The sequence below is a fragment of the Halonatronum saccharophilum DSM 13868 genome (genome assembly GCF_000517025.1).
GTDB classification, from domain to species: Bacteria; Bacillota; Halanaerobiia; order Halobacteroidales; family Halobacteroidaceae; genus Halonatronum; species Halonatronum saccharophilum.
This window is the reverse complement of record NZ_KI912097.1, coordinates 576,034-589,618: the sequence shown is the minus strand read 5'-3', so window position 1 is coordinate 589,618 and position 13,585 is coordinate 576,034. Positions and strand designations below refer to the sequence as shown.

Sequence of the window (13,585 nt, the reverse complement as noted above, 5' to 3'; positions counted from 1 at the left end):
ATCTCATTTTACCCTACTATTATATCTTATATTCAATCTGATAAGCTTTTTTCCTTCTACCTCTCTTTTTTTATACAAAAAATTACTACCCTTGCTGAAAAGAAGGTTAAAAGCTAAACAAAACAGGTCCTTTGCTTTATTAAAGCAAAGGACCTGTTTTGTTTAAAGACCTCTTATTTTACTTAGGTCTTCTTTTGAATAGCCTTCTGCTATCAATCTAGACTTAAATAAATTTAAATCTTCAATATAAGACTTAAGAATACTAATTGCACCCCTAACTTCATAAGAGCCTAGATAAGCAGGTACTAATATGGTCTCTCCACTCTTTAATTCAATTTCCTCTTCTTGATATAAAACACTTCCCTCTCCCTCTAAAGCCATTAATATATGAAAAGATTCTTTAAAGGTATCACCTATATATCTATTATTAACCTCTACTAACTCTGTAATAAAATAAGGAGAAGCAACGAGGATTTTTTTAAGATACCCCTCTTCTCTTATAGACAACCCTTCAACTTTCCTCTCTGCTTCTTTTTCAAAATTTATAACATCTAAAGCAGATTCTATATGTAATTCACGTAGGTTTCCATTTTGATCAATCCTATTCCAATCATATACCCTATATGTAGTATCAGAGTTCTGTTGAATCTCTGCAATTACTATCCCTTCTCCAATAGAGTGCACCGTCCCAGAAGGAATATAAATAACATCTCCTGCTTTTACCTCAATTTCAACTAAACCCTTAGCTAAATTGCCCTCTTTAATTAATTCAACAAACCTCTTTTTCCCGACTTCAGACTTTAACCCACAGACCAATTTAGAACCTTTGACAGCATCTATAACATACCACATCTCTGTCTTACCTAATTCTCCACCTTCATTCTCTTTAGCATATTTGTCATCTGGATGAACTTGTACAGATAAATTATCGTTGGCATCCAATATCTTTATCAATAAAGGAAAGTTTTTATAATATGGCTCTTTTGCTCCTTTACCTAGTATCTTCTCTCTTTCTAAGCTAATAGCTTCCATCAAGCTTTTGCCAGCTAATGAACCATTTTTTATTATGCTTATACTATTTTGGTGGGCAGCTATCTCCCAACTCTCCCCTATTAAACCTTCTGGTAAATTTCTATCAAATAACCTACTTAAATTCCTGCCTCCCCAAACCTTATTTTTATAAATAGGCTCAAACTTTAATGGATACACTTATTTACACCCTTTCGTAATTACTAATTTTAATTTATAGTATTTTAAAATATGAAATCAGAAATCTAAACACTATAAATATGATTAATTTTCTTATTAAATTATAATTCCCATAACAATTAGTGTGCTACAACTACCTTTGGATTATTTAATTAAAAAAATTAAAGACTATAACAAGTCTTGTTGGCCCATCTTAACTCTGTTTAAATCATAAATATAAACGCTTATATACTCTATTCTATATTATATCTGTATTCTCCTTTTATATATAAGATTAAAACCTAAGCACATAGCACTTTTTAAAGAAAAATCATTTAAAAAGTTACTTATATCTGTTATAATAAAGTAGTATTATTTTTAGTTTAAATCCTTTAATTTAGTTTAAATCCTTTAATATTTACAAACAGATTTTTATAATCGTTAAAATTTCAATTTAATCTATAAATAATCAACTTAGAAAGGGGAAGAATATGAGCATAGAAAATTCATTAAAATTAAAAGGAAATACTGTGGCTCAAGATGTGTATGATATCACAAAGCCAAAAACACTAGAGGCTAATGAAAATACTAAATATTTAATATTACTAGCATATGCAAGCTTTATTTTAGTATCTTCATTTTTCTTTAATAGTCCACAGGAAATTTGGTTAGGAATAAGAAATATCACAGTAGCACCGAGTATATTGGTCTCTGATTATATGGTTATAGGTAATTTGGGTGCAGCCCTCTTTAATGCTGGGCTTCTAATGATTATCTCTATTACTATTGCTAAAATTAATAAAGTTAATATGAACGGTACAGTTATAGCAGCAATCTTAACTGTGGCAGGTTTTGCCTTGTTTGGTAAGAATGTTTATAATATTTGGTCTATATTATTGGGGGTATATATCTACTCCTTGGTCCAGAAAGAAAATTACAGTAAATTTATTCTTGTTGCTTTATTTGGAACAGCCTTAGGGCCAATGGTTAGCCAAGTCAGCTTTGGGTTAGAGTTAAATTTAATCTCTGGTGTAATATTAGGTAATACTGTGGGAGTTATTGCTGGATTTATCCTACCACCACTGGCTAATCACTTAATTAAATTCCACCAAGGTTTTAACATCTATAACATTGGATTTACAGCTGGAATGACAGGAACCTTATTTATGGCAGTCTTTAGATCCTTTGGCTTTGAAAATCCAACAACCTTAATAGTAGCTGAAGGTTATAACTATGCTTTAGGAATCTATCTATCATTGCTATTTATATCAATGCTTCTAATAGGTTACCTTTACAATGGTCAAAACTTTAAAGGTTATAAAAAGATATTATCACACTCTGGTCGATTGGTAGATGATTTTGTAATCTCTGAAGGGTTTGGAATCACTTTCATCAATATGGGGTTATTGGGGTTAGTTACTACCTTATATGTTATTATTATCGGAGGTCAATTAAATGGAGCAATCATTGGAGGAATCTTTACTGTAGTAGGTTTTGGTGCCTTTGGTAAACACCTTAGTAATGTAATTCCAATACTGTTAGGTGTCTATCTATCTACGTTCCTACAAATTTGGGATGTAAATACAACTGGCCCCCTATTGGCAGCTTTATTCGGTACAACCTTGGCTCCAATTCCTGGTCAATTTGGCTGGAAATATGGAGTTCTTGCCGGTTTTATACACATGGCAATGGTAATGAATGTCGGCTACCTTCATGGAGGAATGAACCTTTATAATAACGGTTTTTCAGGAGGTATGGTAGCAGCTTTACTAGTTCCTATAATTACTGCTTTTAAGGAGGACTTATAAAATGAGAGATTCTCAAAAAACAATTAAATTAGTCAATGAGCTTATGGGCTTTTACTTCAAAACTGGGGCCAAGGAAATGGATGTCAATGTCAAAGATGGAGAAAGGGAAGTTATTATATCTATCCAAGCCCAGATTGGAGATGTTGGCCCGGATCAATTAGAAAAGCTAGATGATCTAAATACTCCTCGTGAAGCTCAAGTAGAAGAGTATTATTGGGAATTAGCAGGTGAGAATAACCAGTATCAAGAATTAACTTTAGTTGGAATGATGATAGATAAAGCAGAAATTGATTATAAAGACGAAAAGTTAGAGATTACTGTATTTAGGAAGAAATAAAATGAAATAATAAAGAGACCCTGATACCTTAGTATCAGGGTCTCTTTATTATTTCATAGTAATATAGCTGCACTTTCGTGCCACTAGTAATGGGTAATTTATGAAAAGTAATGAGTAAAACCAAAACCTTAAAACCTACTATAAACCTTAGAAATAAAGGGATTTCTATTTTATAAGTTTTTACCCATTACCAATTACTGATTGCTGATCACTAGTAATAAAGCTACGCTTTATTACTTAACAGCTTACGGAAGAGTTAAGCGAATATACTTCTCCTCTTCAACCATCTTAATATATTCTTGATCCACAGCATCCAAGACAAAGTCCTTCCATTGCCTATACCCCAGCTCCTTCTCTTCAAAGGAATCATCTAAAAGCTTCATCCTTACTTTAGCTGACCCTAGAGTAGGGACTTTGTTTTCTGCTTCCATCACCTTTATTGCTTGTACTAATAACTGAAAAGCAATCCCTCTCTTCTTCATTTCAAAGATATGAGCAGATTTACCCTTCCTTCTAACATCTCGTCGATAATTACCAACAAAACGTCTATAATCTCTATAATTATCTGCAATAGCAAGTAAATCTTCTGAAGCAGTTTGACCATCACAGATAATATGAATCTTCTTTCCATGCTTTCTTAACATTAATAATAAAGGTCTAAAATCTATATCACCTGTTAAAATAATATAAGTATCTATATGTGGATACTGAAATACCATCTCTGTTGCTTGAGTTATTAAAGATATATCTGCACTATTTTTACCTGATTTAGGCACATGAACTAAATCAAAGGTATGCTCAGCTAAGATATCTCCTAACTTCTTTAACTCCCCTCTAGTCCAATCCCCATAGGCACTGGCAAAAGCAAACTTTCCTAACTCTTGACAGTACTCTAATAGATTCTCTACAAAGGCAGGATGAGCCTTTGGTGTTACATTTTCAACATCCCATAATATTGCAAAGTTACTATTTGAATTATCCATTCTTCACCTCCTAACTTAAGAAACTTAGAATTTTTTATAACAAAGCATAGCGATCATAAGATAAAATCATCAGCATAGTACTTACCTCTACCTTTATACTTTAAAATAACCATAGTAATATCATCAAATTGTGGTTCTTGGCTAATAAAATTGTGTATATCTTCTTTGATCTTCTTTTCTATATTATCAACTTGTTTATTACTAACCTTGCAGATAATCTCCTCTAACCTTCTTCTAGAGTATCTAACCTTCTCATTATTTCTAGCTTCTACTACACCATCAGTATATAAAGTTAGTATATCACCACTAGATAATTTAAACTTATCTACTTTATATCGAAAACCATCTAAAGCTCCTAAAACAATATTCTTATTTGGCCTTAAAAGCATACATCCCTCTTTAGGAGTGTAGATTACAGGCATATTATGACCTGCATTAATAAACTCAACCTCTCCACTTTTCAGATCCAATACTCCTAATGCAGCCGTAGCAAAGAACTGTTCTTCATTCCCCTTACATAGTGTATTATTTACATTATAAAATACATCTTCTATTGCTAATCCTTTTAAAACTTCATTTTTGATCAAAGTCTTAGTTATAGCCATAAATAGTGCTGCTGGAATACCTTTACCAGATACATCACCTATAAAAAAACACAGCCGATTGTCAAATACAAAGAAAGCGTCATAAAAATCCCCACCCACAACTCTAGCAGCCTCCATACTTGCAAAGATTTCAAACTCTTCTCCTTTGGGGAGAGGGAATTCATTCCCTGGCAATATAGAGTTTTGGATCTTATTTGCAACCTTTAGTTCATCCTCAATTCTCTTTTTAGCTATTAGACTTTTTCTTAACTCCTTTAAGCGTTTATAAGAGCGTAAATAAATAATTAAAGAGATCTGAAAGCAATTAGATAATAAATCGCCCTTAACTTTATAATCATTAATTTCATAATCCTTAACTATATTCTCCACTTTTCTACCCTTAAGGTCATTATCAGTTAAAACTATCTGTACTAATCTATTATTAATCTCATCTCTAATATAATCTATCAACTTTAGACTTCTCTGTTCGGTTAAAGTTGATATATCTATTATAACCACTGCTAAATTGATTTCTTCGTTAAACAAATCTTTTGCCTTCTTTATTGAATCTACGGTAATAAATTCTACTTTTTTATCTTCAAAAAAGTACCCTTTACTTACCTCTTCATCACATTTTAAAGCCCCTATATTCTTACTTACTATCAATACCTTCCATACAGAAAAAGCTTCTTCATCCCTCCCAAAATTATCTTTAGTATCTAAAGATAATTTACCCCACTTAAAAGCAGAAAATATACTCTTCATAGCCAAATCCCTCACCCTATGGATTCTTTTGATTATCCTTTTATCATAAACTAACCTATAAATTTAACCAAAGTCAAGATGTTTTTCTCACCTTCTCTTCTATACCTTAAATCATCCATTACTTCTTTCATAATATAAACACCCAAACCTCCAGCCACTCTCTCTTCTAAAGACATATTAAGTTTAGGAACTCTAGCCTCTAAAGGATTAAATTCTACTCCTTCATCAACTATTTCTAAAATTATTTTTTTACTTTTCCTATCTGATTTGCAAACGATTTCAACATAGCCCACTTCTCGATTATAAGCATATTTAATCACATTCAATAACGCCTCTTCACAAGCCAAGCGCAATTTAGAGGAAGTAGTTTTATCATTACAAGGCAACTCTTCTAATTTTGATAATATAAAACTCATCATACTATCAAAATAATTCATACTTGCTGGTAATTTTACTTTTTTCATATCACTTACCTCTCTTTAGATTTAATTTATCCGCTGCGGATATATACAAAATAACCAGAGTTAACACCCTAGCTGTTTTTATTCATTAACGAAATAGTTTATAGCGGTCGTATTATTTACCTTGTAAGACTATTATAGACCTTGCCCCTACTAAAACCTGACTTTGACCCTCTACTTCTATAGCTTGACCTTTAAATGAAATATCATCAAGTGGTGACATATCTGTATTAACCACTACATGCCACTTCTTACCAGAGGGTAACTCTGGGATCTCAAAACTATGCATTTTCCAATGCATATTCATAGCTATATAGATAAAATCATCATCTTTAGTCCCGTATTTATTAGCTTCCCCTACAAACATAAGTCCTAAATTCAGACTTGAACTATCATAATTAAAATCCCAAGCCTTACATCCATGAACAGAAAATTCAGGGTATCCTGTCTTATTCAAACCAGCATCAAAGGAATTAGCTTTTAATACTGGATGTTCCTTTCTAAAAGAAATTATCCGCTTAAAAAAGTTAAAGATATCTTGATTCTCTTCTAAAAGTGACCAGTCCAGCCATGATAATTCATTATCTTGACAGTAAACATTATTATTGCCTTTTTGAGTATTACCAAATTCATCACCTGAAAGAATCATAGGTATCCCTCTGCTCAACATCAACATAGTTATTGCATTTTTAATCTGTTTTTTACGCAACCTATTCACCTTAATATCATCAGTTGGCCCTTCAATACCACAATTCCAACTATAATTATCATTAGTCCCATCACGATTTCCTTCTCCATTAGCATAATTGTGCTTATAACTATAAGAGACTAAATCCATTAAAGTAAATCCATCATGGCAGGTAATAAAGTTGATTGAAGCTGTTGGCCCTCTATTTCCATAAAGGTCTGGTGAGCCTTGAATTCTTTGTATAATACCTTCTACTACCTCTCCATTACCCTTTAAAAACCTTCTTACATCATCTCTAAACTTTCCATTCCACTCAGCCCATCTTCCCCAAGCTGGAAAAGATCCAACCTGATATAAGCCACCTGCATCCCAAGCCTCTGCAATCAACTTACATTTTCCTAAAATAGGATCATGGGCCAAAGTTTCTAAAAGAGGAGGGTTTGCCATTGGAGCACCATTTTGATCTCTTGAAAGTATGGAAGCTAAGTCGAATCTAAATCCATCAATATGATACTCAGATGCCCAATATCTTAAACAATCAAGTATCATATTCCTTACTACCGGATTATTACAATTTATAGTATTTCCACACCCACTAAAATTATAATAATACCCCTCTGGAGTTAATAAATAGTAAGTTTTATTATCTATTCCTTTATAGGATATGTAAGGACCTCTTTCATTACCTTCTGCAGTATGATTAAATACTACATCTAATATAACCTCAATGCCATTCTTATGCAGCTCACGAATTAAATTCTTTAGCTCATCAACCTCCATCCCATATTTTCCTGTAGCAGCATAACCTGACTTAGGAGCAAAAAACCCTACACTACTATACCCCCAATAATTCATCAACCTCTCACCAGTAACCTCTGATATTTTAGAATGTTCAAATTCATCAAACTCGAAAATAGGTAATAATTCAATACAATTTACACCTAACTCTTTTAAATAAGGTATCTTCTCCCTTATAGAAGCAAATGTGCCTGGCCTCTTCACCCCTGAAGAAGGATGCTTAGTAAAACCTCTAACATGAGCTTCATAAATAACTAAATCTTTCATATCAAGCTCTAAAGGCTTGTCTCCCTCCCAATCAAAATCATCATATATTATTCTAGACCTATGCTGAAAAGGGTCTGAGTAATCAGGTTCTCTGCCCCATACTTCTCTACCTCCAATGGCCTTAGCATAAGGATCAAGTAAGATCTTTTCCTTATCAAACCAATGCCCTTTAGCAGGATCAAAAGGCCCATCCATCCTGTACCCATATTCTAAGTTCTCATACTCAATATCAAACACCATTATTGTAAAAACATCCCCTATTCTAAACTCATCTGGAAAAGGAATTACAGCATAAGGTTCTCTTTCACCTTTATTAAACAATAATAATTCACAGGAAGTTGCGTATTTGGAAAAAACAGAGAAGTTAACTCCCCCTGGAACTATAGTTGCTCCAAAAGGTAACGGTTTTCCTCTTCTAAAACTAATTTCTCCGCACTTATGAGTTGGAAAACTATCTACACGCACACTTTCTCTTCCTTTCTCTTGTTAGATAATCAATAGCTTGATCTACCCTATCATAAGAATCTAAAATATGGCTAAATCCTGTCATATCCATAATATCTTTAACTTCTTCTCCTAAGTCAGCTAGGACACCATAGGAGTCAAGTGACTTTAATTTTTTAGCAATTATCAATAATGTTCTCAAGCCTGCACTTGATATATAGTTACACTCACTCATATCAAAAACCATTTTAGAATTTGAATCTATTAGTGCTATTATCTTATCTCTAACCTCACCTGACCACTTGCCATTAAGATCACCTACTAATTTTATAATTTTAATACCTTCAACCTCTTTAACATCTGTTTTCATAAAAAATCACCTACTTAAATTTAAAATTTTGACAACATTCTACAATAAAATACTCCTTCATTTTATTACTTCATCATAAAATGAATTTTCCCTCTTCTAAATAGACACTTTTATATAATTCCTCCTATTATTTTGAAGTTTAAACTTCGCTCATTACCTTATTAGCAATACTCAATAATTATTTACAATTTACTGATAATAACTTAGTGTAATTTAGATTTTACAGCAAAATAGTTTATTTATTGTATGGATATTGTATCCAATAAATAATATTTTATTCACTTTTGTTTTTTTATCATCCTAAAAAACAAAACACCTTCAATAATATGTATCTTACTTGAATAAAGTTAGGTTATAAAATAAATACTATAGTTTGAAAGGAGGATTAAAGAGTGTTTATAGTTATAGTTAGAACCCTTATCCTTTATAGTGTTGTCTTAGTAACATTTAGAATAATGGGAAAACGACAGATTGGAGAATTACAACCCTTTGAATTAGCTATAACCATTATGATCTCAGCTCTAGCAGCTATCCCTATGGAAGACACAAGCATACCACTAATAAATAGCTTAATACCTATATTTTTATTACAATCTTTACAGATATATATAGCAGTAATTAATACCAAAAGTAATACAGCTAGAAGTATAATCTGCGGAAAACCAGCTATCTTAATTGAAAATGGATTAGTCAATATAATCAAAATGAAAAAACATAGAATAAATGTCCATGAATTACTCGAAGAACTAAGGATTAAAGGATATCCCAATATTGCAGACGTAGAATTAGCCTTTATTGAAACAAATGGTAAGATCAGTGTAATACCAAAATCACAAAAGAGAGCTGTTAATCCTGAAGACCTGAATATAAATACCAATTATGAAGGCGTTCCTCACTCTTTAATTGTTGATGGAAAAGTATATCATAAAAATTTAGAAAAGATTGGTCTTACATCAGAATGGCTAAAAAATGAATTATCAAACTTTGGCATAGAAGATCTTTCTCAAGTTTTTTTTGCCAGTATTGACTCTTCAGGCAATCTATTTTATCAAAAGTACTAAAATAATCATTACAAAGGGGATCTTATGAAGAAAATTACTATTGGTGTAACAATACTATTGATAATTATATTTATCTCATCATTTTATGGATACTCAGTTATAATTAATACTTCAGAAGAAATTGTAAATAAATTAGAAGCTGTTGAATATAGCTTGAATAAAAAAGATTGGGTAGAAGCTCAACTAAGGGCCAACAAATTAAACAAAGAATGGGAAAGAGTAAAGAGAATTTGGACTCCCTTAATGGATCATACAGAAGTAGATAGAACCGATATATTGATAGCTCGGAGTATTAAATTGGTACAACTGGAGAGCCAAGTTAAGTCTTTAGAAAAGATTGCTGCGGCTAAAGTTATGATCAAAAATATCGGCGAAGGACAAAAACCCAATATACAAAATATTTTTTAAAGAAATACAAAGTTATTAGCTGCTAGCTTTTGGTTACTAGTTTTTAGCTTAAAAATTTTTAATCCTACTTTAATGAAATTTTTCGCTAATATCTAACAGCTAGCAGCAACAACTATGGCACGAAGATGCCAATTATTTACTTAAATCATAAGGTGTCTCTTGATAAACATAGTAATTTAGCCAGTTAGAGAATAATAAATGGGCATGAGATGACCATTTCAGCTTAGGCTCTTTACTAGGATCATCATTAGGGAAGTAATTCTTAGGAAGGCCTATCTTCATCCCTTCCTCTATATCTCTTAGATACTCTTTTTTTAGGGTATCCTTATCATACTCAGCATGACCAGTTACAAATATATGCTTGCCATCCTTACTAGCAACCATATAAATTCCTGCTTCATCAGAGCTAGCTAGTATCTCTAGATCGTCAACCTTATCTATATCCTCTCTACAGTTCTCTGTATGACGAGAATGTGGAGCTAAAAAACCATAGTCAAAACCACGTAAAAGCTTTACCTTCTCATTTTCTAAACTATGTGAAAAGACTCCAAAAGTCTTCTTCCCAATATGACATTTAGGTACATTATAATGATGATAAAGACCTGCTTGCGCCCCCCAACATATATGTAAGGTCGATGTAACATTATCAATTGTCCAATCCATAATCTCTTGGAGTTCTTCCCAATAATCTACATCTTCAAAGTCTAGCCTCTCTACAGGTGCGCCAGTAATAATCATACCATCAAACTTTCTATCTTTAATTTGATCAAAGGTCTTATAAAAGGTACTCAAATGATCTATAGAAGTATTTTTAGAATCATGGGACTTAGGTTGTAATAAAGTAATATCAACCTGCAATGGTGTATTTCCTAAAAGCCTCAAAAGTTGTGTCTCTGTCACTTCTTTTACAGGCATTAAGTTTAAAATAATAATCTGTAAAGCCCTAATATCTTGATTATAAGCTCTACTTTCTTTCATCACAAAGATATTCTCATCCTCTAAAACCTTTACTGCTGGTAAGTTATCGGGTATATTAATCGGCATTCTCTTCACTCCTTCTCAGTTTTTAAAATCATTCTTATAAAGTAAAATCTCTTCTTATCTTTAGATAAGAAGAGATTTTACTTCTCCTTATCTCTCAATGCCTTTAAGCATTGCTGGAATTAGCACCTTCCTTATAAATAAGGGGGTTGCCGGGTTTCATAGGGCCAGTCCCTCCACCACTCTTGATAAGAACTCTATTCATTTTTACTCATACTACCACAGATTAATGATAATGTCAAACAAATTGGACTGACGCCAATTTGAGCTATCAACTATGAGACGTCACCTAAAATTAAAAGCTAGAAACCTTTAACTAAAATACACTAGATAATAAATGATAGCTATACTAATTTACCTACAGTTTTTAAAAGAGTATAATTTTTCGATTCTATCACATAAATATTCCAGCAATTGTTGCTGTGGTATAGGTTGCTAAGGTACCAGCAATTAGAGCTTTGACACCTAGTTCAGCTATCATACCCTTTCTATCAGAATCTAGCGGTCCAATACCTCCAATTTGAATTGCAATAGATGCAAAGTTGGCAAACCCACAAAGAGCAAAGGTAGCAATCATCTCTGATTTAGCACTTAAAGCTTCGGCTCCTATCAATTCTGCTAAATTAAGATAAGCTACAAATTCGTTGATAGCCATCTTCTGTCCTAATAAGCTCCCTACTTCTCTAACCTCTTCCATAGGTACCCCCATCAAGAAAGCAAAGGGAGAAAATATATATCCTAAAATTCCTTCTAAGCTTGTTCCAGCTAAATTAAGTGGGTAATTAATTAACTCAATTAATGCTACAAAAGCAATCAACATTGCAGCTACATTTAAAGCAAGTGTTAGACCTTCACTTGCCCCTTGGGCTGCTGCATCAATTACATTTTGGTTATTTATCTCCACATCCATATTAACCTCTCCAGCAGTAAGAGATTCCTCTTTTTCAGGCAAGATGATCTTAGCCATTACCAAAGAGGCAGGGGCAGACATTATACTTGCCGCCAATAAGTAACCAGGGTCTATTCCTAATCCTATAAAGCCTGCCAAAACACCACCTGCTACTGTAGCCATTCCTCCACTCATCATAGCCATCACTTCAGAGCGGGTCATCTTAGGTACATACTTCTTAACTACCAAAGGCGCCTCGGTCTGTCCAACAAAAACATTTGCTGCAGCTGATAGGGACTCAGCTCCACTTAAGCTCATTACCTTTAGCATCACTTTAGCCATCCCTTTTACTAACTTTTGAATAATTCCTAAATAGTAAAGAACAGACATTAAGGAAGAAAAGAATATTATAGTAGGTAAAACCATCAGAGCAAAGCTAAACCCTACTCCCATTAAATCACCAAAAACAAAATCAGACCCAGCTATAGCAAAGTCTAAGATTGTTGCTACAAAATCACTGACCCATTGAAAAGCTATTTGTCCTGCTGGTATTACTAGAATAATAAAAGCAAAGGCAAGTTGTAGTACTACTCCTCCTACTACAGTTCTTTTATCAATAGCCTTTCTATCTTCTGATAAAAGATATGCAATACCCAAAAATACGACTAAACCTAAAATTCCAATTAATCTTGTCATACAATATTCCCCCTTTAGCTAGATTGATTTCAAAATTTCTTAGTTACTGACTTCTAAAATACCTTTATAAAAAATCCACTACCATAATTTTAATGTTTAAATTGTATATTAATATAATAACTATGAAATCATTAAGCATCTGCAAAACAATTATAGTACAATAGATTCATTCATATTCTCAAAAATTATAGCTCAATATTTCTACTTCTTTAAATATAGCAATTTACTTAATTCTTTACTAGTAACATCCCTTCTGAAATCACTTTAAAGCTTAGTATTTTCTCAGCATAACTGCTGAATTCCCACGAGCATTTTTCATATTTCACCCAATATAAATTTCTCTATTTTCAGTTAATACTGTTGCTCTGCCTTGAAGTATGAGTTTTTTAACTTTTACTCAATTAGCTTCTTTTTCATTATTATTCCCCTTATTATTTTTTTTATTATCTATTATTATAAAAACAAGAACTAGCCCTTATTGAGCCTTCTTTACTTATAGCTTTATACTCAGCATACTCTTTAGATATTTGAATGGAACATTGTATAATTAAATGCACGGATAGTGCAAAAAATAAATGACACATATGAATACCTCATATATAATGTTAAATAACCACAAATAACATAAAGTGAGGTATTGATATGTGCCAAGATAATTATAACACAAATGAGAACAAAGGTGAACACTTAAAATGGGAAGATAGAAAAGTAATAGAACACTTGTATAATCAACAAAACGAAGTACTACCCAAAAGAGAATTGCACAAGAGTTAGGTAGACATAGAACTACAATAAGC

At 32.4% G+C, this 13,585-nt stretch carries 12 protein-coding genes, 1 pseudogene and 1 riboswitch; of the genes and pseudogenes, 5 read left to right on the top strand and 8 right to left on the bottom strand.

What is annotated here, in order from left to right:
* Positions 1-162 precede the first annotated feature (162 nt).
* Positions 163-1,209 (bottom strand): type I phosphomannose isomerase catalytic subunit, encoded by a 1,047-nt coding sequence (locus tag HALSAC_RS0114110; protein WP_027340806.1) that lies wholly within the window; start codon positions 1,207-1,209, stop codon positions 163-165.
* Positions 1,210-1,679: 470 nt separating this feature from the next.
* On the opposite strand from HALSAC_RS0114110, the gene HALSAC_RS0114105 reads away from it, so the two are divergent.
* Both HALSAC_RS0114105 and HALSAC_RS0114100 read left to right on the top strand, forming a co-directional pair.
* Positions 1,680-2,996 carry a DUF1576 domain-containing protein gene (locus tag HALSAC_RS0114105; RefSeq protein WP_051412253.1) on the top strand — a complete coding sequence of 439 codons (1,317 nt, stop codon included), beginning with the start codon at positions 1,680-1,682 and terminating at the stop codon, positions 2,994-2,996.
* A gap of 1 nt (position 2,997) precedes the next feature.
* Positions 2,998-3,333, top strand: coding sequence for a hypothetical protein (locus HALSAC_RS0114100; protein ID WP_035571942.1), 336 nt, complete (start codon positions 2,998-3,000; stop codon positions 3,331-3,333).
* Between the two features lie 245 nt (positions 3,334-3,578).
* On the opposite strand, the gene HALSAC_RS16130 is transcribed toward HALSAC_RS0114100, so the two are convergent.
* From HALSAC_RS16130 to HALSAC_RS16115, 5 genes are all read right to left on the bottom strand, one after another.
* Complete coding sequence (locus HALSAC_RS16130) at positions 3,579-4,316, bottom strand: NYN domain-containing protein (RefSeq protein ID WP_051412252.1); 738 nt, start codon at positions 4,314-4,316, stop codon at positions 3,579-3,581.
* 53 nt (positions 4,317-4,369) lie between these two features.
* A complete protein-coding gene (locus tag HALSAC_RS16695; protein ID WP_156924203.1) occupies positions 4,370-5,665 on the bottom strand; it encodes a PP2C family protein-serine/threonine phosphatase in 1,296 nt (431 codons plus the stop codon).
* A gap of 50 nt (positions 5,666-5,715) precedes the next feature.
* Positions 5,716-6,129, bottom strand: a complete 414-nt coding sequence (locus HALSAC_RS16120; RefSeq protein ID WP_051412250.1) for an ATP-binding protein — start codon at positions 6,127-6,129, stop codon at positions 5,716-5,718.
* 112 nt (positions 6,130-6,241) lie between these two features.
* On the bottom strand, positions 6,242-8,344 hold the full coding sequence (gene glgX / locus HALSAC_RS0114080; RefSeq protein ID WP_027340803.1) for a glycogen debranching protein GlgX: 2,103 nt from the start codon (positions 8,342-8,344) through the stop codon (positions 6,242-6,244).
* The gene (locus HALSAC_RS16115) at positions 8,331-8,693 is read right to left on the bottom strand and encodes an STAS domain-containing protein (protein ID WP_051412249.1); all 363 of its coding nucleotides are present in this window, start codon (positions 8,691-8,693) and stop codon (positions 8,331-8,333) included. Before HALSAC_RS16115 ends, glgX begins: the two co-directional genes overlap by 14 nt.
* A gap of 392 nt (positions 8,694-9,085) precedes the next feature.
* Here HALSAC_RS16115 and HALSAC_RS0114070 point away from each other — a divergent pair, with 392 nt between their 5' ends.
* Positions 9,086-9,754, top strand: a complete 669-nt coding sequence (locus HALSAC_RS0114070; RefSeq protein WP_027340802.1) for a DUF421 domain-containing protein — start codon at positions 9,086-9,088, stop codon at positions 9,752-9,754.
* A gap of 24 nt (positions 9,755-9,778) precedes the next feature.
* Entirely contained in the window at positions 9,779-10,162 is a 384-nt protein-coding gene (locus tag HALSAC_RS0114065; protein ID WP_027340801.1) for a DUF4363 family protein, read from the top strand.
* A 132-nt stretch (positions 10,163-10,294) separates the two neighbouring features.
* Here HALSAC_RS0114065 and metA read toward each other — a convergent pair whose 3' ends face one another.
* The gene (gene metA / locus HALSAC_RS0114060; RefSeq protein ID WP_027340800.1) at positions 10,295-11,206 is read right to left on the bottom strand and encodes a homoserine O-acetyltransferase MetA; all 912 of its coding nucleotides are present in this window, start codon (positions 11,204-11,206) and stop codon (positions 10,295-10,297) included.
* 84 nt (positions 11,207-11,290) lie between these two features.
* Positions 11,291-11,398, bottom strand: a riboswitch (SAM riboswitch).
* Between the two features lie 199 nt (positions 11,399-11,597).
* Positions 11,598-12,788 carry a NupC/NupG family nucleoside CNT transporter gene (locus HALSAC_RS0114055; RefSeq protein WP_027340799.1) on the bottom strand — a complete coding sequence of 397 codons (1,191 nt, stop codon included), beginning with the start codon at positions 12,786-12,788 and terminating at the stop codon, positions 11,598-11,600.
* A gap of 642 nt (positions 12,789-13,430) precedes the next feature.
* Here HALSAC_RS0114055 and HALSAC_RS17730 point away from each other — a divergent pair.
* Positions 13,431-13,585: pseudogene (locus HALSAC_RS17730) on the top strand (helix-turn-helix domain-containing protein); the annotation flags it as partial.